The sequence below is a fragment of the Lactobacillus xujianguonis genome (assembly GCF_004009905.1).
Lineage (GTDB): Bacteria > Bacillota > Bacilli > Lactobacillales > Lactobacillaceae > Lactobacillus > Lactobacillus xujianguonis.
Genome location: NZ_ML136873.1, coordinates 22,121 through 41,037 on the forward strand (window position 1 = coordinate 22,121; position 18,917 = coordinate 41,037).

Here is an 18,917-nt window from a genome sequence, read left to right on the forward strand (position 1 = left end):
CCTGCTTCCTAAAATTCGTTATAAATAAAGTGAACTGCGTTCAGACCACTATATTCATACAAATATATAAGGGCCATCAGGATTGCAAAATAAATTACAGTCTTTAAGATAAACATCCCTATTTGTTTACCTCGAGATTCAACTTTTTTTGTTTTTTCCATTATTTCTCCCTTAAAAGTAACAATAGATTTTCATGGTCCTATCTTACTACAAAAAAGCCTATATTAGTAACATTTGCCATTTTTTTACTAAATTTAAAGATTTGATAAGTTCAAGCTTAATTACTGAATAAGGCGTTGATATTTAATGAAAGGATTCGATCCATAATTACTAAATCCCGTTTGGCATATTGCTTAGAACCTGATTCAAAAATGCATAGTAGTTGCCCCTTATAAGCAGTAATTTGTTCCAAGTAAGGCGGCATGATAATCACTTTTTCGGCATTCTTTTCGTCTAAGGCATTTACTGCGGTAGATGGGAAAATATAGAGCTTAGAATCACCACTGCCGTAGGACTGACTAAGAAAGATCTTATTGTCATAAATGGCAAGCCCTTGAATCTGTTTATCCATTGAAGTTTCCCCGGTCGGGTCTGACCAAGAAACAGTTCCCGTCACTGACTTAATTTCATTATTAGTAATTGAGCCCTTGTGTTTACCGCTACGAGCAATGGTGTAACCAGCAACCCGGCCGCGGCCGTACATGTTGAAGAAGCCGACAAATAATTGATTATCATAATAAGTAACCGCTGATGCTCTTTCAATGGAAGGAATTGAAATCCGGTGGTTATATTCAATCGGCATGCGCTTAGCCGGATGATACTTTTTCAGTGCAGCAAGTGAAAAAGACATTAAGGCTGAGGATTCACCCATTGAGCCCGTTACCCAGATATTCTTGGCAATCGGATCATAAGCAATCCCGCCTAGGTGCGGCTTACCTGGAACTTGGAGCGTCTTCAAGTATTTGCCGGTTTTCTTATCCAAAACATAAACCACTGATGCGTGCACGTGATCGCCATCATAAGCCGTCAAGAGTAAGTATTTGCCCGCCACTGTAATTCCTTGCGGCGTCATCGCTTCGGCAGTGTCCGTCTTTTTCGTCTTGAAGTTATAACTCTTAGTTGTCCGCAGTCCCGGAATAATTGCATCTTTACCATCCCAAGTGCGCGGTGGCACATAAGTCGAGGCCCGGTTAATAAAGGAATAATGCTGGCGCAACTTCTTTTGATAAGTAGCAAAATTCTGCCAGGCTGCACTGGTGTTAGTGCCGTCTTTTGCTTTAACTAATTGGGGGCGATTGTGCCAGAATTGCTGGTCTTGGAACCATTCGTAGCCAAAATAGCCACCAGTCCCCACTGCGGCAATAATTAAAATTGCGCCTAAGATGTGCAATAATTTCTTACCGATTTTTTTCACGAAGAACTACCTTTCCGTTAAATTTTTGCAATTATAAATATTATACTTAACTTTCGATGCTTGCCAAATCAAGGTTTTTAGCCTAAGCAAAAACTTATTGTCCAATTATTACTAACTTTGAAACAATTTCATCACAGAAAGTTCACATTTATAAGTTATTTTTTATGTGTAACGAAATACGAAAACAAAATAGTTCGTTACACTCAACTTTTTTGTTTTTCATTCATACTCCTCCAAGTAAATAATGAAATAAAAAAGAATTGGCTTTTGCCAATTTCATATCTATCCCTTTCGGCTCACGTGCGTTGCGTGAGCTTTTCTTTTTGCCCTTAAAAAAATCTCTTACATTTCTTTACTTTTTCATAATATTTTAGACACTTTTAGTTCACAATTTCACCGTATTATATAAACCGTAACGAGATGGTAGAACTTGTTACATACTCCCACTTTTTTATTTCATTCATTCTTACTCCTCCAAAGTAGATGAAACTAATAAGGCTCGCATAACTTGCGAGCCTTTTTCCTTTTTCGCAGAAGTTTAGTACACTAGAGGGAGAAAGCGAGGAAGACGATTACATGTTCTCACCATCAATTAAGCACCTGATCCAAGAAAAATCAGGCTCCTTTTTAATTCCAGCCAGTCGGATTGCCTTTGTGCAAGATGATAATCCACTCTATCACGCTTTTTTGATTTTAACTAAAGTTAAATATTCAAAAATTCCTGTCTTAGACAAGGAAAAAAGAGTTGTTGGCTTACTTAGTTTGGCCATGATTACAGACGAAATGCTTAAGACGGATGAAATTTCAATCGATCCGTTAAACCAGTTAAAAGTGCGCGATGTGATGCAAACCAAGTTCGATAAGATTAACTTTGTGCAAACTACCCTAGAAAAACAGCTGCACTTGTTAATTAACAATGCTTTTTTACCTGTCGTTGATGATCACGGCGTGTTTCAAGGTTTGTTAACTAGGCGTGAATGGATTAAGGCTTTTAACTATGTGGTCCACACTTATGATAGCCATTATGAAGTAGTCAATATTAAGGAAGAAGTTGAGCAATAACTTTCCTAGACTTTTTAATATTCTTTACTACAGAATTGTCGTGTTCAGAAACTTTCTCAAATAGTTTCTGAACACTTCTTTTTTTGCTTTTCTAATTTAGAATGATTATAATTTAGATATAAAAATACTACAGGATTTATCATTTAATTATTTTTGGAGGGGAAAATGTTAAAGAACCAGTGGAAATTAATCGTTGTATTAATTCTTGGTGTCATTGGCGTAATTCTTGACTTCCTATGTGGGAAACCCACAGTCGGGAACTGGCCAATCGCTGGAGTTTTAATTGATATTTTTGGGATTTATGTTGCTATCGGCATGGCCATCGAAATGATCGGCGATATCCGCAAGGGTCGTTGGGGTGTCGATATTTTAGCCATTATTGCTATTATTTCTACCATGGCAATTGGTGACTACTGGGCAGCTTGGATGATTTTAGTAATGTTCACCGGTGGTGAATCACTTGAAGATTACGCTACTAGCCAAGCTGACAAGGAACTTCGTTCTTTGATTAGTAACTCACCACGGAAGGCTAACAAGTTAGTCAACGGTAAGGTAACGCAAGTTGAAGTTGATGACTTGCAAATTGGTGACCATATTATTGTTAAGCCAGCTGAACAAGTGCCAGTTGACGGTAAGATCGTTAAGGGAACTTCAAGCTTTGACCAATCATCATTGACTGGTGAATCTGTACCAGTTAATAAGAAGCCAGGCGATGAATTAATGTCTGGTTCAATTAACGGGGATGTTGCGGTTGAAGTTGAAGTTACTAAGTTAGCTAAGGATTCTGAATACCAGACAATTGTTGCCTTGGTTAAGTCTTCTGAAGCTCAACCTGCTAAGTTCGTTAAGATGGCTGACCGTTACGCCGTGCCATTTACTGTTGTTTCCTTAGTAATCGGAATTATCGCTGCTGGTGTCAGTGGCTGGGACTTTACTAGATTTGCGGAAGTAATGGTTGTGGCTTCTCCATGTCCATTGTTGATTGCCGCTCCTGTGGCTTTGGTTTCAGGGATGAGCTCCATGTCACGCCACCACATTATTGTGAAGTCTGGTCCAACCTTGGAAAAATTATCTCGGGCTAAGACTTTTGCCTTCGATAAGACTGGGACTTTAACCCAAAACAAGTTAAAGGTTAGCGAAATCGTACCTGAACAAGGTGTTGATAAAGATGAATTACAAGCTTTAGCTGCTAGTGTTGAACAACAATCAAGCCACATTATTGCTTCTTCATTGGTTGACAGTACTGCTAAGAGTGCCATCATGCCAGTAACTAATTTGAAAGAAACTACTGGTGAAGGTGTCACTGGGACAGTTGATGGTAAAGAAATTAAAGTTGGTAAGTTAAGTTTCGTCGCACCAGATCACGCTAAAATCGATGCTGGTGCTACCGCAGTCTACGTAGCCATTAACGGCAAGTTTGCTGGTTACATCACCTTTAAGGATCAAATCCGTCCTGAAACCGCTGAAACCATTGCTCGTTTGCGCCGGCAAGGGGCTAAGCAAATTATGATGCTGACGGGTGACCACAAGAACGTTGCTGAACAAATCAGTCAAGCCGCTAAGATTAACGATAGCGAAGTCCACGCTGACTTGTTACCTAAGCAAAAGATTGAAGCTATCAGAAACGTGCCTAAGGACCTACGTCCAGTAGTCATGACTGGGGACGGGGTTAACGATGCCCCAAGTTTAACGGCTGCTGATGTCGGAATTGCCATGGGTGCTAAAGGCGCAACGGCTGCGAGTGAAAGTGCTGATGCCGTTATTATGGTTAACGACTTAAGTAAAGTTAACGATGCGGTCGCTATTGGTAAGCACACCATGAAGGTTGCTAATATCGACGTTTTGACAGCTATTACGATCGTAATTATCTTGGAAATCATCGCCGCAACTGGTGTGATTCCGGCCTTTATTGGTGCGATCTTGCAAGAAGTTGTCGACTTGATTACCATTTGCTTGGCCTTGCTTGCTAAGACTGAACCTAAGAATCCTGAACAAACAGGACTAGAAAAGTAAATTAAAAATTATATTTAAAAAAGGACGAAAGCTATTCGCTTTCGCCCTTTTCTTATGCCCTATTTCAACATGTTATAGTCACTTTTCACTTTCATGTGCGTTAAGACATCTTTCAGGATAACTGACAAGATCATAATTCCAATGACGGCCACCCAGAAGACGACATCATTTAAAGCAGCCAAGCCAATTAAGACCAACATGGTAATGACTGCTACAACTACGTTTAACCACCAAAGTAATTTTTTGTTATTAACTAACTTTCTGATTTTGACCAAGCGATCAAAGTCTATAATCGCTACCCGCATCTCTACTAAAACACCGGAACCCAGGGCGAAATAATAAAACTTAATGCGGATCAAAATCACCAATACTGCAATGGCAATAACGATCAAAATCCCGCAAACAATGTTGACGATTTTGATCAGCTTCGCATTTTCATTAGTAACCACGTGCTTTTCATTGAAGGAGAACTGTTCCGCAAACTCATTAGCTAGATCGATGCCATAATAAATTGGCGCAATAAAGCCAACTTCAGCCATGGGAACAAGCGCACCGAAGAAGGCAGCTTCAATTGCCATCATGGCGATCGCAAAAACTACGATCAAAATTAAAATCTTTTGTGCTTGTTCACTTCTTCGATGCATTAAGATTATCCTTCTTTCATTACCCTTATTCTACTTGATACTGTTTTTGATTAAGATCGATTAACTGATTATACTGTGTACTTTGCTCTTTTCCAACAACATGCTCAATTTCTAAGACAGTTCCTGGAAATTCCATTATTAAATCAAAAATCTTTTTACTACTCTTTTCGTCAAGTCCAGACAAACCTTCATCAACCAAAAGAATTTCTTTTTTAGCTAATAAAGCTCGTGCTAATTCAATCTTTCTTTGTTCACCCCCTGATAAATTGAGGCCATTTTTACCTAATTTTTGATCTAGTGCTTCTAATTTAGCAAACTTTTCAAGATCTACTTTCTTTAAAACTTCAAGTAAAGTCGCATCCGCAATTTTTTGACCTAAAGTCAAATTAAAACGTAAAGTATCAGAAAAGATATAGCTTTCTTGGCCTACAACACCAAACTTTTGCCCAAAATTTGATTCGACATTGATCACACCATTTACTAATGGAATCTCATTTAACAAAGTCTTAAACAAAGTTGATTTACCAATTCCTGAACGCCCCACAATAAGAACTTTCTCTGCTGAATTCACCGTGAAATTAACATTTCTTAGCAGAGCTTGATCTTGATAACCTAATTGACAATCTTTAAAAGCTAGAACTTCATTTTGCTTAGCTACAGTCAAATTATTAATTGATGCTGGCTTAGTATTTAACATACTATTTTCTTTGATTAACGGTGTTGTTGTATTTAATTGATTGAAAATTTGCGAGATAGTAATGATTGGGCTAGTTAAACGATCAGAAGCTAAGAAAAGTGAAATTAAACCACCAACAGAGACTTGGCCATTAACTACAAATAAAACCCCAATACTCAAAGCAATAATTGAAGAAATGGAGTAACTAAGTTGAGAGTAAAAGCTAGCGGTACTTGACCGATAAGACATCTTCCAATATTTATTTTCTTCATTAGCTAATTTTTGATTAACTCGTCTCTTAAACAGGCTATTAACTCTGAAATGACTAATTACAGGAAAACCACGTAAAGATTAATTCAGCGTTAAATTATATTCCTCATAACTTTTATTCCATTCCTCTGAACCCTTTTCAACCCATTTACCAGTTAATCTTGGTACTAAAGAAGGCAACAACCCACAGATTAAAAATGCCATTGAAACGATGCCATTAATACTAATCACGTAAATAAGAGAGAATACGGCCTGCTCAATACAGTAAACTAAGTTTACAACTGAATTAACGTACGAGCCTTCTATTTGTTTAACATCAACATTGACGAAGTTGTTTACCTTTTCAATTCGTTCTGGACTAGGACTATCTAGAAAATGATTAAAAACGTCTTCGCGCATTTTTAGATTAGCTGCTCTTCTAGCTCTGGCCCACAATAATTGCCAAAGCCAATAGCTAATGGTGATGATTAAAAATAGAACTAAATACAGTATCAAGATTTGCGGAACTTTATTAAATTTCTTTGCCATTAAAACATTAGTTAAAGTACCAATAATGTATGGTGAAGCAATCCCATCTAATGACGTAAGTCCACTGGCAATGATAATTCCTAACCACAATAGTTTTTTATGTGGATATAAGTATTGGAAAAACTTGAATTTCATTTGGATTGCCTCTTTTCTAAAATATTTTTATTCTATTTTTAATCATTTTACTACTATTAGAAAGGCTTTGGGGCAAAATTATCAAATTCGATAATTATCTCTTATTTGCATCTTTTTTTCAAAAATCATAGAATATTAATTAACAATTTAATATTATTTGTGGTTGGGTTTTTGCATAAAGCTTTCAAGAATTGCTTATTTGGGTCAATAAGCACTAATCCTTGGAAGCTTTTTTCTTACCATTAGAAGGGAGTCACATGCATTTTTTAGGGGAGTTAATTTTAATCTTAATCACTACTGTCCTGCTCGGACAGCTCTTTTCACGGCTGAACATGCCAGCCGTTATCGGTCAATTATTATCAGGGATCGTCCTAGGACCTGCCATTTTAGGTCTTGTTCATCCTAATAATATTGTTAGTTTATTCTCTGAATTCGGGGTTATTCTCTTGATGTTCTTAGCGGGATTAGAGAGTGACCTTGATCTATTAAAGAAATACTTCAAGTTAAGTTTTACGGTTGCTACCATTGGTGTCATTTTACCAGTAGTTTTCATTGGGATTGCTTCAATGGTCTTCGGCATGAAATTCCTTGAAGCGCTCTTCATCGGGATTGTCTTTGCCGCAACGAGTGTGTCTATTTCCGTTGTGGTATTACAAGAAGCACACCAATTGCACAGCCGCGCCGGCACAGCGATTCTAGGGGCTGCTGTGGTTGACGATATTTTAGCCGTAATTGTCCTTAGTTTGTTCACCACTTTCAGCCACGAAGGTGGTAAGAGCGGTTTAACTAATAACTTCTTCTTGAACTTATTAATTGAAGCAGCTTACTTTGTAGTTGTCTGGTTCATTTACAAGTGGGTGGCACCATACTTTATGAAGCTGGCGGAAAAAGTTGACGTTAACTATGCCGTTGTCATTGCTTCCCTAGTTTTAGCTTTAGCGATGGCTTGGGCCGCTGACTTCGTTGGTTTATCTGCTGTAGTTGGGGCCTTCTTCGGTGGTTTAGCAATCCGGCAAACGCCCGAATATAAAGAAGTTAACTCTTCTGTATCGGTTATTGGTTACGCCATCTTCATTCCGGTCTTCTTTGCCGACATTGGTTTGTCCATGACCTTTGAAAGTTTCTTTAAAGACATCTGGTTTATCATCGTGATGACAATCTTAGCCTTACTTTCCAAATTCTGGGCTGGTAAATACTCAAGTGAAATGTTCGGCTTCACGAAAGATGAAGGTAATATCGTTGGGGCAGGGATGATTTCACGTGGTGAGGTGGCCTTGATTGTGGCCCAAATCGGAATTAACCACCACCTCTTCCCTGAAGATATTTACTCAAGTTTAATTTTAGTCATCATCGTGACAACGGTACTTTCACCATTCATCTTGAACCACTTTATTAAGAAACATCAAACCGAAATGGCTGAAAAATAAGGAATTAAATCATGAAAGAATTCGTCTTGACCTTGGTAGTTTTCTTTTGCCTAGGAATACTTATTGAGACATATTATCTTTATCAACTAACTGTCTTAGATGCTAAAAGTCGCGGCATGAAGCAGCCACACTTGTGGGGCTACTGGGTTTCAGGTGGTAATTTCTTACTTTATTTGTTTAAGCGTAAAAACCACCCACCATTAAGGTCACCGGCTAAGCAAGCAGCCTATTTAGCACTTAAGAAAAAAGCGACAATTGTTGCTGTAATTTGTGCTATTTTAGTGGTAATAATTTTGTTAACAGCGATATTCATCTAAGAAAAAAGATCTGAAAATTTCCAGATCTTTTTATTTTTTCTCTAAATAAAACCTAAAGCGTTATAACACATATGCGTTAACATCGAGTAACGTAAATCCTTGGTCGACATGTAGACCCAAGCCAATACGCAACCTAATACCCAGTAAATCAAAATGAACTTGGTGAAATGCGGATCATGCAGATAAGCGAAGACAAAACCACTAGCTAAAATTCCGGCCCATTTATTCAAGCGCGTCGCCTTCGTAAAGAAAGTGTTGAAGAACATCCCTCTAAAAATCACTTCTTCACAGGCTGGCGCAATAAAGACCACCATAATCTTAAACAATTGCCCGCTTTGCTTAGCTAATGAATTAAGCTGCTCCTGATTAGCAGAAACCTTACCTTGCCCCAGAGCCTGTAACATCACACCACCTAAAACAACAATTAGTAGTAAACCAAAAAACGCGGTTAAAATGCGTTTCAGACTCCAGTGTGGTCGCTGGTTAAAGCCCCAATCGTTAACTTCGCGCAATTGCTGCTTATAAAATTTAAAACTCAGCCATAAAACAAGAACCGTAATCAGCGCCGTCAACCAAATCTGCGCCGTCCAATTTAAATGGAAACGTTCATGCACTTTAACTGGCAAAAAGTATAAATTTTGTAAAAGACCATACAAATAAAAGGCAATAATAATTTCGGCTACATTACCTAAATAATGGAAAAATTTTTTCATTTAACCAACCACCTTGATTTCTAGAGATTTTTCCTAATGTTTCCATTATAATGGATGTGATTCAAAATGACTAAGGGATGAAATAAATGACGACATTTTTACACTTTTTTGAAAACAATCGTGAATTTACCTACTTCTCAATCCTGTTAACCCTTGCCTTAATCATCTGGCTGGTCTGCTGGCTAAAAGAACCACGCCGCTTAATTAACGGCATTTTGTTTACCGTTTTTATATTGCTGCTGGCAATTTGGTTCACCATTATGGTCTTTTCAACTCATCTGAAGACCTTAATGTCCTTTTACGGCTTCCTAGTTTTGGCAATTATGCTTTTAATTTTATTGATTGCGGCCTTTTCTTGGGTCTTTCTCTTCTGGAACGCCTATTTTGTCTGGAAGTATGAAAGCCACACCTTGCCTAATTTATTAACTTTAATTCTGGGGATTGGCATCATTATTGCCTGGGTAATAGCCATCTGGGATCCGAGCCACTACTTACCCGAATGGGTCAAGCTCATTCTAACTTCTGCCCCAGCGATCGCAATTTACCTACTCTTCATCATGTATAATTTCTTGGTAAACCTGATTCTTTACCAGTTTGTACCGCGCCGCTACAATCAAGATTATTTGATCGTCCTAGGCGCTGGTTTATTAAAGGGCCGCACAGTTACTCCGCTACTTGCCGGCCGCATTAACCGCGCCATTCAATTTGCCCACAAGCAAGTGGCTAAGGGACGTAAAATGCCTAAATTCATCATGTCCGGCGGCCAAGGTGGCGATGAAAAAGTGGCTGAAGCCCAAGCGATGGCCGAATATGCGATGAGTCGCGGGATTGATCCAAAGCAAATTTTGCTTGAAAAAGAATCAAAAAACACTTACCAAAACATGGTCTACTCCAAAAAAATTGCTATTAAGGACTTTGGCAGTGAAAACTTCAAAGCTAAATTCTTTAGTAACAACTACCACATTTTTCGAGCTGGTCTGTTTGCCAAAATGGCTGGCCTTAACGCGAATGGCGTGGGCTGCTACACCCGCTTTTACTTCTTACCTAATGCTGTCATCCGCGAATTTGCTGGCGTCTTCGTCATGCACAAGAAGCGCCACTTTATCGTGATGGGCCTCATCATCCTCTTCTTTGTCATCCAGGCCTTCTTACAATTAATTGGCCTAGAGCGGTTTATGCTCTTTTAAAAAAGGGTTAAGTCTAAAGCACACCTTTTCTGCTTACTTTTAATCAATGTTATACTAATTATTAACATTGTATTTCCAGAAAGAGGTAGAAAATGCTACAGCTAGAACATTTATTTAAATCCTACCACGTTGGAGATACCGTCACCCATGCCCTAGACGATGTCTCCATTTCTTTTCGTGATAAAGAATTTGTTGCCATTTTAGGTCCTAGTGGTTCCGGTAAGACCACAATGTTAAACGTCATCGGTGGTCTTGACCGCTATGACAAAGGGGACTTGATCATTAATGGGAAGTCGACTAAGAATTTTAAAGAAACTGATTGGGATGCCTACCGCAACAATTCCGTTGGTTTTATCTTCCAAAATTACAACCTGATTTCTCACCTCTCCATCATGGATAACGTCGAATTAGGGATGAACTTGTCAGGTGTGCCAGCTAAAGAACGCCGTAAGCGAGCTGAAGAAGCCTTAGTTGAAGTGGGCTTAAAAGAGCACATGCACAAGAATCCTAACCAATTATCCGGTGGTCAAATGCAGCGGGTAGCTATTGCCCGGGCAATAGCTAATAATCCCGACATCTTGCTTTGTGACGAACCAACTGGAGCCCTAGATACCGAAACTTCAGTCCAAATCATGAAGTTAATTAAAAAGTTGTCGAAAGACCGCTTGGTTATCATGGTGACCCACAACCCCGAATTAGCGAAAGAATATGCCACTAGAATTGTTAACTTCCAAGATGGGAAAATTTTAGACGATTCTGCGCCTTATACTGCTGAAACTGAACAGGATACCTTCAAGCTTAAGCGGACGAAGATGTCCTACTGGAACGCCATTAAGTTGAGTTTTACCAATATTATGACCAAGAAAGGCCGGACGATTTTAACTGCATTTGCTTCCAGTATCGGAATTATCTCTATCGCTGTCGTTCTGTCTTTATCCAATGGTTTTCAAAAACAAATTGATACCACGATGAGTAAGGCCTTAGCCAAATACCCTGTTGCGATTGCTCCTACCGCCACGGACATGAACGCGATGAGTGAACGCAAAGATTCAGACAAAAATGTCAAAAATCGCGGTTACTTAATCGCCCAGCAAGATGAAAGCGAAAAGGCGACTCACGTTAACAAGATCACACAAAAATACGTCGACTATGTAAAAAAGATCAACCCTGACTACGCTAATAATATTTCTTACCAACGCGCAACCAGTTTGAATTTATTAGCTAAGGACAATGGTAAGATCAAGCGGGTTGAATTTTCTAATAATGATCCTGACCAAAATCAAAATATGAGCGCAATGCGTTCACAAGCCATGTCTTCAGTCGGTGTTGGTTCTAGTGTCTTCCCAACCACCCTTAACAAAAATAAAGGTAATTTCTTAAAAGAAAACTACCAATTGTTAGCTGGTAAATGGCCAGACAAGGCAACAGATTTAGTTTTAGTGACTGATAATAAGAACACTGTTAACATTAATGCTTTGAAGAACTTAGGTCTTAAGCCAAAAGATAATCAGAAATTTAAGTTCAAATCTTTAGTTGGCAAGCAATTCAGTGTAGTTAACAATAATGACTTTTACCAAGAATTGCCAACTGGGATGTTTGTGCCGCAGAAGGCTAACCAAAGCATGTACAATGCTGGGACTAAGCTACACTTAACGGGAATTATTCGGCCAAAGAACGAAGACTCTCTAGCCTTGCTTTCTACAGGAATTGCTTATAGTGACCGCCTTTCACAAAAGATCATTAAGCAAAATGAAAATTCAGCCATTGTCAAAGCCCAAAAGAAGACTAACCGTAACGTCATGACTGGTCAAAATCTTAATCAAGATGCCAAGAAGCAACTTTTACAAACTTTAGGTGGCTCGAGCATCCCAACTGGGATCATGATCTACCCGAACAACTTCGATGACAAAGACAAGGTTTTAGATTACTTAGATAAATGGAATAAAGGGAAGTCTAAGAAAAATCAGATTGTCTACACTAACATGTCAAGCATGGTCACAACGATGACTGGTGGCCTATTAAACGGAATTACCACTGTCTTAGTTGCCTTTGCCGCTATTTCCTTAGTTACTTCCATGATTATGATCGGAATTTTGACTTACACTTCCGTACTTGAACGAATCAAGGAAATTGGGGTTTTGAAGGCCTTAGGTGCTCGTAAGAAAGATATTACCCGGGTCTTTGATGCCGAAACCTTCATCCTCGGAATCTTCTCAGGGGTTCTTGGAGTAGCAATTGCCTACCTGCTTACTTTCCCAATCAACAGCGTGATCTACCACATTACCGAGTTAACTAATGTAGCTCAATTAAACCCAACGCACGCCTTGATTCTAATTATCATTTCAACTATTCTGACCTTGCTCGGTGGTCACTTGCCAGCCCGCATGGCTGCCAAGAAAGATGCTGCCATTGCTTTAAGAAGTGAATAACTATTAGATTTAGCTAATATGCTTTTATTTCATAGTTAATTTAAGGTAGAATAGTAACTGAATATCTTTAAAAAAGAAATACCGCCCTTTCGAACTGAAAGGACGGTTTTTTGTCGTCAATTAAATCATTGCTAATGGTTGTTTACTAGTTGGAACAGGAAAATCAGCGTTAATCAAACGTAATTCATCATCAGTTAATTTGATTTCTTGGGCCGCAATATTTTCCTTCATATGTTTAACTTGCCCAGCCTTGGGAATGGTTAAAACATTTTGATCGCGCATGGTCCAAGCTAACATAATTTGGTGCGGAGTAGCGTGGTGGGCCCGAGCAACTTCTTTTAAGTTGTGCGTAATGCGGATACTGTCACCGGCATCTGAGTTAAACGGCGAATAACCAATGAAGTTGACCTGCTTTTCTTTTTGCCACGGCAAGAGATCATATTCCACGCCGCGGTTAGCTAAATTGTATAAGTCTTCGTTGGCAAAGCACTTGTCGCCATCGGGTACGGTGAACAGTTCCTTCATATCCGCCGTATCAAAGTTAGACACGCCCCACTGCCGGATCAAGCCTTCTTTTTTCAATTCTTCTAAGCCTCTGACCGTATCTGACAAGCGGTGGTTACCCCGCCAATGTAATAAGTAGAGATCCAAATAATCCGTGCCTAGCCGCTTTAAACTAGCTTCTAAGCTTTGCCGTTCTAATTCTGGCGTCGCGTGATATGGATAAAACTTCGAAATTAAGTAAAGCTGGCTGCGATCATAACCTTTGATGGCTTCACCGACTAGGCTTTCGCTCTTGCCTTCGCCATACATCTCGGCCGTATCAATCACTTTTACTCCGTTATATAAGCCATAACGCAGGGCCGCCAATTCATCTTTCCGCTTCTTGGGATCATCACCTAAGTACCAGGTTCCCATTCCTAAACCAACTAAATCCATCTTTTTCACCTCACTTTTATTTTACTACATTTACCAGTTTGACAAAATGGCATAGACCAGTATATAATGGACTAGACCAGTAAGTGAGGAGGATTTTATTATGATGAAGATAATTGTTACTAAAAATGATATTCAAGGTGGAGCTAAGGCTTTTGAATTATTCGAAAAAGGCATTAAAAATGGCGCCAAAGTTCTTGGTTTAGCTACTGGCTCTACTCCTGAACCCCTTTATCAAAATTGGGTTGAAAGCGACTTAAACTGCAACAATTTAATTAGTATCAACCTTGATGAATATGTTGGCTTAAAACCTGACGATCCTCAAAGTTACCACTACTTCATGCAAAAGCACTTATTCGATAAGAAGCCATTCAAGAAGACTTATGTTCCTGACGGCACTGCTAGTGATGTAGCACAAGCTTGCAAAGATTATGATCAAATTATCAAAGACAACCCAATCGACATCCAATTATTAGGTATCGGCCGCAACGGTCACATTGCCTTCAACGAACCAGGTACCCCATTTGACATCGGGACCCATGAAGTTAAGTTGACTGAAAACACGATTAAGGCAAATTCTCGCTTCTTTGACAGTATTGATGATGTACCAAAGAGTGCGATCTGCATGGGAACAGCCAACATTATGCAATCTAAGAGCATTGTCTTAATGGCCTTTGGCGAAAAGAAGGCTCACGCTGTTAAGGAAATGATCGAAGGTCCAATTACTGAAGAAGTTCCAGCTTCTATTTTGCAAAAGCATCCCGACGTAACGGTGATTGTCGACGAAGCTGCTGCTAGTGAATTGGACGATAAGTACAAGAAGTAAAACAAAATTTATTTTAGTTACCAAAAGCACCAACGGCTTTTACGCTGGTGCTTTTTTAATATTTTAAAGTTCAATGCTATGCGTTTTTTGTGCAAAACAGTCTTCCGTGACTTGACTTTTTCACTCAGAATAGAATTAAATTTTCCCTTGTTTAATACTACATCTCGTATTAAACTTATTAATTGTCCCAGATATAGTATTTAAGAAAGAGCGTGATTCAAGTTATTGTCTTAAGTGGGCCCATTGGAGCCGGTAAATCCAGTTTAACCAGTATTTTAGCCGAACATTTAGGTACTCAAGCCTTCTATGAAGGGGTCGATAATAACCCTGTCTTGCCGCTTTATTATAAGGATATGAAGCGGTATACTTTTTTGCTTAACACCTATTTGCTCAATCATCGCTTAGCTCAGATTAATCAAGCAATTCAAGAGAAAAACAGCGTCTCTGATCGCTCCATCTACGAAGACGCCTTGTTCTTCAGAATGAATGCTGACAGTAAAGTCGCTGATCCAACTGAATTTAAGATCTATGATGACTTATTAGAAAACATGATGGAAGACACGCCAGGTAACCCTTCTAAGAAGCCTGACTTGCTAATTTATATTCATGTTTCATTAGACACCATGCTGAAGCGAATCAAGCGCCGTGGCCGGTCATATGAACAATTATCTAGCGATCCTGGCTTAAAGGACTACTACGCTAGACTCATTAAGTATTATGAACCATGGTACAAACACTATGATGCTTCACCTAAGATGCAAATCGACGGTGATCATTTAGACTTCGTCGATGATGAAGACGCTAAAAAAGAAGTTTTGAGTGAGATTGATAATAAATTACGCGATATTGGTAATTTATAATTTTACGAGATAAAAAGAAGGAACGTGATGACAGTTATTGTATTAAGCGGGCCCATTGGAGCCGGTAAATCCAGTTTAACCAGTATTTTATCAGATTATTTAGGTACCAAGCCTTTCTATGAAAGTGTGGACGACAATCCTGTCTTGCCCCTCTTCTACGCTGATCCTAAAAAATATGCCTTCTTACTGCAGGTTTATTTCTTAAATACGCGTTTTCACAGTATTAAGGCGGCCTTGTCTGAAGATAATAACGTCCTTGATCGTTCCATCTATGAAGATGCGCTCTTCTTCCAAATGAACGCTGATATTGGCCGAGCTACTAAAGAAGAAGTCGATACTTACTATGAACTCTTGCACAATATGATGGCCGAACTGGAGCGGATGCCAAAGAAGAATCCTGACTTGTTAGTTCATATCAATGTCTCCTATGACACGATGATTCGCCGCATTAAGAAGCGTGGTCGTCCTTATGAACAATTGAGTTATGATGCTACCTTGGAAGACTATTACAAGCGCTTGTTGCGCTACTACAAACCATGGTATGAGAAGTATGATTATTCACCAAAGATGGAAATTGATGGTGATAAATACGACTTCATGGCTAGTGAAGAGGATCGACAAATTGTGCTTGATCAAATTGTGGCCAAGTTAAAAGAAGTTGGCAAATTACCTGAAGATTGGGATAAGTCAACTGACATTCAAATTGAAGCTTAAAAAGTTTCTAAAATTTAGAAACTTTTTTTATTTAGTGTTGTATTAAGAAAGTAAAAATGATATTATTGTTAAAAATTAAGATAGAAGGAAAAGATAATGAAAATAAAATCTAAATTATTTATGTTATCCTTGGTTGGTTTGCTCAGTATCAGCACATTTTGTGAATTTTCACAAGACGCCTATGCTGCTGATCAAGCATCTAATATCGATGATTCTACCACTACACTTAAATTAGACAATAGATCATTGTTCTTTAATAAATATAATCTTTCAGAGTCTAAATTTTTTGAAAATCCAGCATACCCATCCTTATCTTGGGGTGCCCCATTAGGAAATGGAGGACAATGGGGAAAGTTTGAAAATCCTGGTTACAAAAGTCCTGGTCCTGGACCTGGACCTGATCATCATAAAAAAACTAAACATAAAAAAGGAACTAAAAAGCACTAATAACAAGGTTGAGACGGTTTTCTCAACCTTTTAATATATTATGCTTTGCGAAAAGGTAATTATGAAAAAATATTGGAAAAACATCTACCACTTGCAACTGTTAGTCAATATTGCAATTGGCATTTACTTTATCTTTTGGCTTGATCCTGCAGTCGATGCCGAGCCTGTCACTAAATACACTGATATCATTTTCACTGGCATTGTTTTATTGCTTTTTCTTCTTAACTTCATCTGGACGAAAAATAAGTACATCAGCTTTAGTGTAAGATGGGCTAGTATCATTACCCTGCCGATGATCTTCCTGTACTTTTTAAGTGGAATTTTCGATACTTGGTCTGATAATTTCAGTCAGCATAATCTGTACGCTGCTATTTATATGTTACTAATCTGCGTGCTCTTCATCCCGATTGCAGAGACAGTGTTTAAACAAGTAATTTCACCGCTAGGTAAGATGATTAGTGTCCTTTTTCTCTTCGTTGAAACCGTAACTTTGGGTTATTATGACACTTTTTCTAAACTTTCCCCAATTATCAAGGCCATTAATGACTATCATGTCGCAAGTGCCGTTGCTAGTTTTTTAGTCTTCCAAATTATCCTTGATCAAAAAATGAGCCTAAGAAAACTTAAAAATCCATATTTTAGTTTTCTCATTTTAATCCTGATTATTTTATTCAATATTTGGTTGGCCTTTTTCGAGCAATTCTTTGGTAATGCACACTCTTACGCTGAAGCATTCTGGGATTGGGGCCATAACTTTGATCCGACTGCTTTTACATTTTTTGAATTTAATTTTAGTAATGTATTTAGGTCACTTTATGCGGGGATCCTTGAAGAGGGAATGCGTGTCCTTAACATTATTATGTTGCTAGTAATCTTCAAGAATACCAAGTATCGCCTCTCACTCTCTGTTTTTATTAGTAGTTTGATCTTCGCACTATTACACTTTAATCTTCTATTTGATCCAAGTCGGGATTTAATTAGTGTTATTCAGCAAGTCATAGTCGTCTTTGGAGTTGGCTGTCTCTGGGCAGTTACGTACTTATATACTGGCCAACTCTGGCTTAACGTACTGCTCCACACCTTCTTTGATTACATTGCTTTTAGTACAACTCCGCTTGCTCATGCTGCACTTAGTCCGCTCTCTATCTACTATGATGGTTTCGTTGAGGCGATCTTCCTGGCCCTAATCCCAATTCTCTTTACCATCTTCATGTTCTTTGGCAAACGTAAGCAAACCATGCTAGACAATGCAGATCAACTAATTCAGCCGCAAATTGAAGATTAACAAAAAGCCATCGCGTCGCGATGGCTTTTTTCTATATCTAAATTTCTATTAATGCATAATAGTCGTAAGCATTGCTCCAGCTAGGATCAATACCAAACCACATAAGGTGAAAATGTAACCCTTCTTGCTTTTTTCTTCATGCAAGAACAACATCCCACCTAAGGTTGAAATCACAACTGATAATTGCGAAACAACAAAGGCGGTGTTAACTCCATTGTCCTTAACTGACATGATGTAGCCCAAAGCCGCAATGGAGAAAATGAACCCAGCTAACAAACTTTGCCAGCTGCTCTTTTCCTTCAATTCCTTACCTTGCTTGGTGAAGAGTAAGTAAAGTAAGACTGCAGCGACCATTCCGACTGATTCAGGGAAGAAGATGGCTGCACCTGAAGCAGATAAGGCCTTAGGAATGGCGTTATAAACAATAAAACCAAGAGTGGTACAGATCAACATGATGATCGTCCCCATTTGGTTACTTTCACTACCTTCACTAGTTCCAGTGTCAGAAACTGAGGTTAAAATCGCGCCGATAATCAAAAGCGCAATTCCGATGAAGCCCCAGATTTTCGCACTAGTCGTAGCCCATTCACCAAAGATTACTACCCCAACTAAAGAAGTCCCGATCAACTGCAAACCAGTGGAAATCGGCATCGTTTCAGAAACACCGACCTTGGCATAACCGGTGTACTGACCAAGTTGACCAATAACCCAGAAAGCTCCAGCCAACGCAGCTAACCAGAAAGTCTTAGCATCAACGTTTAACTTAATAAATGGCAAGGCAATAATCGCCACAATTAAGGTTCCGACGGTGGTTCCGATAATTTGATTAATCGGCTTCCCATTAATCTTTGCGACAGCTAATGGCAAAATTCCCCACGCCAAAGCTGGAATTAACATATAAACAATATTCATTTTTTCTCCCTATTCTTGCATATTTAAAGTAAGTATTTAAACATTCTAGCGCTTTCATCGCCTTGCGGTCAACTTTTTTGTCTTTTTGGTGCTTGCTCTTTTAAAAAAATAAGTACACTTTT

General features: G+C 38.7%; 18 protein-coding genes, 1 pseudogene and 1 other annotated feature. Of the genes and pseudogenes, 11 read left to right on the forward strand and 8 right to left on the reverse strand.

Translation table 11 applies throughout. The features are described 5' to 3' along the window. Positions 1 to 8 precede the first annotated feature (8 nt). On the reverse strand, positions 9 to 161 hold the full coding sequence (locus tag EJK17_RS01685) for a teichoic acid D-Ala incorporation-associated protein DltX (RefSeq protein WP_103660635.1): 153 nt from the start codon (positions 159 to 161) through the stop codon (positions 9 to 11). Between the two features lie 116 nt (positions 162 to 277). Continuing rightward, on the reverse strand, positions 278 to 1,414 hold the full coding sequence (locus EJK17_RS01690; protein ID WP_103660634.1) for a YncE family protein: 1,137 nt from the start codon (positions 1,412 to 1,414) through the stop codon (positions 278 to 280). Between the two features lie 576 nt (positions 1,415 to 1,990). Here EJK17_RS01690 and cbpB point away from each other — a divergent pair. Both cbpB and EJK17_RS01700 read left to right on the forward strand, forming a co-directional pair. Next, on the forward strand, positions 1,991 to 2,476 hold the full coding sequence (gene cbpB / locus EJK17_RS01695; RefSeq protein ID WP_103660633.1) for a cyclic-di-AMP-binding protein CbpB: 486 nt from the start codon (positions 1,991 to 1,993) through the stop codon (positions 2,474 to 2,476). A gap of 165 nt (positions 2,477 to 2,641) precedes the next feature. Then, entirely contained in the window at positions 2,642 to 4,489 is a 1,848-nt protein-coding gene (locus EJK17_RS01700; RefSeq protein WP_103660632.1) for a heavy metal translocating P-type ATPase, read from the forward strand. A 59-nt stretch (positions 4,490 to 4,548) separates the two neighbouring features. On the opposite strand, the gene EJK17_RS01705 is transcribed toward EJK17_RS01700, so the two are convergent. From EJK17_RS01705 to EJK17_RS11710, 3 genes and pseudogenes are all read right to left on the reverse strand, one after another. Next, positions 4,549 to 5,133 (reverse strand): hypothetical protein, encoded by a 585-nt coding sequence (locus EJK17_RS01705; RefSeq protein ID WP_103660631.1) that lies wholly within the window; start codon positions 5,131 to 5,133, stop codon positions 4,549 to 4,551. 25 nt (positions 5,134 to 5,158) lie between these two features. Continuing rightward, positions 5,159 to 5,830, reverse strand: a complete 672-nt coding sequence (locus EJK17_RS11705; protein WP_342769159.1) for an ATP-binding cassette domain-containing protein — start codon at positions 5,828 to 5,830, stop codon at positions 5,159 to 5,161. 102 nt (positions 5,831 to 5,932) lie between these two features. After that, positions 5,933 to 6,742, reverse strand: a pseudogene (locus EJK17_RS11710) (ABC transporter transmembrane domain-containing protein); the annotation flags it as partial. A 161-nt stretch (positions 6,743 to 6,903) separates the two neighbouring features. Then, positions 6,904 to 6,955: a sequence feature (sodium ion sensor (DUF1646 type); this cis-regulatory element may regulate processes involved in with the transportation of sodium ions), on the forward strand. A 44-nt stretch (positions 6,956 to 6,999) separates the two neighbouring features. On the opposite strand from EJK17_RS11710, the gene EJK17_RS01715 reads away from it, so the two are divergent. Continuing rightward, positions 7,000 to 8,169 carry a cation:proton antiporter gene (locus EJK17_RS01715; RefSeq protein ID WP_127796149.1) on the forward strand — a complete coding sequence of 390 codons (1,170 nt, stop codon included), beginning with the start codon at positions 7,000 to 7,002 and terminating at the stop codon, positions 8,167 to 8,169. Between the two features lie 11 nt (positions 8,170 to 8,180). Further along, entirely contained in the window at positions 8,181 to 8,486 is a 306-nt protein-coding gene (locus EJK17_RS01720) for a hypothetical protein (RefSeq protein WP_103660629.1), read from the forward strand. Between the two features lie 41 nt (positions 8,487 to 8,527). Here the strand turns inward: EJK17_RS01720 and EJK17_RS01725 are convergent, their stop codons facing one another. Next, the gene (locus EJK17_RS01725; protein WP_103660628.1) at positions 8,528 to 9,199 is read right to left on the reverse strand and encodes a type II CAAX endopeptidase family protein; all 672 of its coding nucleotides are present in this window, start codon (positions 9,197 to 9,199) and stop codon (positions 8,528 to 8,530) included. A gap of 86 nt (positions 9,200 to 9,285) precedes the next feature. On the opposite strand from EJK17_RS01725, the gene EJK17_RS01730 reads away from it, so the two are divergent. Continuing rightward, complete coding sequence (locus EJK17_RS01730; protein ID WP_103660627.1) at positions 9,286 to 10,386, forward strand: YdcF family protein; 1,101 nt, start codon at positions 9,286 to 9,288, stop codon at positions 10,384 to 10,386. A gap of 92 nt (positions 10,387 to 10,478) precedes the next feature. Further along, a complete protein-coding gene (locus EJK17_RS01735; protein ID WP_127796150.1) occupies positions 10,479 to 12,815 on the forward strand; it encodes an ABC transporter ATP-binding protein/permease in 2,337 nt (778 codons plus the stop codon). Positions 12,816 to 12,935: 120 nt separating this feature from the next. On the opposite strand, the gene EJK17_RS01740 is transcribed toward EJK17_RS01735, so the two are convergent. Next, on the reverse strand, positions 12,936 to 13,754 hold the full coding sequence (locus EJK17_RS01740) for an aldo/keto reductase (protein WP_103660625.1): 819 nt from the start codon (positions 13,752 to 13,754) through the stop codon (positions 12,936 to 12,938). A 103-nt stretch (positions 13,755 to 13,857) separates the two neighbouring features. On the opposite strand from EJK17_RS01740, the gene nagB reads away from it, so the two are divergent. The 5 genes from nagB to EJK17_RS01765 all read left to right on the forward strand — a co-directional run bounded on the left by nagB (position 13,858) and on the right by EJK17_RS01765 (position 17,883). Then, positions 13,858 to 14,577, forward strand: a complete 720-nt coding sequence (gene nagB, locus EJK17_RS01745) for a glucosamine-6-phosphate deaminase (RefSeq protein WP_103660656.1) — start codon at positions 13,858 to 13,860, stop codon at positions 14,575 to 14,577. Positions 14,578 to 14,789: 212 nt separating this feature from the next. Then, entirely contained in the window at positions 14,790 to 15,437 is a 648-nt protein-coding gene (locus EJK17_RS01750; RefSeq protein WP_103660624.1) for a deoxynucleoside kinase, read from the forward strand. Positions 15,438 to 15,464: 27 nt separating this feature from the next. After that, positions 15,465 to 16,151, forward strand: coding sequence for a deoxynucleoside kinase (locus EJK17_RS01755; protein WP_103660623.1), 687 nt, complete (start codon positions 15,465 to 15,467; stop codon positions 16,149 to 16,151). 96 nt (positions 16,152 to 16,247) lie between these two features. Next, on the forward strand, positions 16,248 to 16,598 hold the full coding sequence (locus EJK17_RS01760) for a hypothetical protein (protein WP_103660622.1): 351 nt from the start codon (positions 16,248 to 16,250) through the stop codon (positions 16,596 to 16,598). 61 nt (positions 16,599 to 16,659) lie between these two features. Further along, positions 16,660 to 17,883 (forward strand): CPBP family intramembrane glutamic endopeptidase, encoded by a 1,224-nt coding sequence (locus EJK17_RS01765; RefSeq protein WP_103660621.1) that lies wholly within the window; start codon positions 16,660 to 16,662, stop codon positions 17,881 to 17,883. Between the two features lie 48 nt (positions 17,884 to 17,931). Here EJK17_RS01765 and EJK17_RS01770 read toward each other — a convergent pair whose 3' ends face one another. Then, on the reverse strand, positions 17,932 to 18,795 hold the full coding sequence (locus EJK17_RS01770; RefSeq protein WP_103660620.1) for a GRP family sugar transporter: 864 nt from the start codon (positions 18,793 to 18,795) through the stop codon (positions 17,932 to 17,934). Between the last annotated feature and the right edge of the window lie 122 nt (positions 18,796 to 18,917).

Coding starts and splice junctions, on each gene's coding strand:
- cbpB (WP_103660633.1), top strand. CDS start 1,991: ATGTTCTCACCATCAATTAAGCACCTGATCCAAGAAAAATCAGGCTCC.
- EJK17_RS01685 (WP_103660635.1), bottom strand. CDS start 161: ATGGAAAAAACAAAAAAAGTTGAATCTCGAGGTAAACAAATAGGGATG.
- EJK17_RS01740 (WP_103660625.1), bottom strand. CDS start 13,754: ATGGATTTAGTTGGTTTAGGAATGGGAACCTGGTACTTAGGTGATGAT.
- EJK17_RS01705 (WP_103660631.1), bottom strand. CDS start 5,133: ATGCATCGAAGAAGTGAACAAGCACAAAAGATTTTAATTTTGATCGTA.
- EJK17_RS01760 (WP_103660622.1), top strand. CDS start 16,248: ATGAAAATAAAATCTAAATTATTTATGTTATCCTTGGTTGGTTTGCTC.
- EJK17_RS01715 (WP_127796149.1), top strand. CDS start 7,000: ATGCATTTTTTAGGGGAGTTAATTTTAATCTTAATCACTACTGTCCTG.
- EJK17_RS01735 (WP_127796150.1), top strand. CDS start 10,479: ATGCTACAGCTAGAACATTTATTTAAATCCTACCACGTTGGAGATACC.
- EJK17_RS11705 (WP_342769159.1), bottom strand. CDS start 5,830: ATGTTAAATACTAAGCCAGCATCAATTAATAATTTGACTGTAGCTAAG.
- EJK17_RS01770 (WP_103660620.1), bottom strand. CDS start 18,795: ATGAATATTGTTTATATGTTAATTCCAGCTTTGGCGTGGGGAATTTTG.
- EJK17_RS01720 (WP_103660629.1), top strand. CDS start 8,181: ATGAAAGAATTCGTCTTGACCTTGGTAGTTTTCTTTTGCCTAGGAATA.
- nagB (WP_103660656.1), top strand. CDS start 13,858: ATGAAGATAATTGTTACTAAAAATGATATTCAAGGTGGAGCTAAGGCT.
- EJK17_RS01730 (WP_103660627.1), top strand. CDS start 9,286: ATGACGACATTTTTACACTTTTTTGAAAACAATCGTGAATTTACCTAC.
- EJK17_RS01765 (WP_103660621.1), top strand. CDS start 16,660: ATGAAAAAATATTGGAAAAACATCTACCACTTGCAACTGTTAGTCAAT.
- EJK17_RS01755 (WP_103660623.1), top strand. CDS start 15,465: ATGACAGTTATTGTATTAAGCGGGCCCATTGGAGCCGGTAAATCCAGT.
- EJK17_RS01700 (WP_103660632.1), top strand. CDS start 2,642: ATGTTAAAGAACCAGTGGAAATTAATCGTTGTATTAATTCTTGGTGTC.
- EJK17_RS01725 (WP_103660628.1), bottom strand. CDS start 9,199: ATGAAAAAATTTTTCCATTATTTAGGTAATGTAGCCGAAATTATTATT.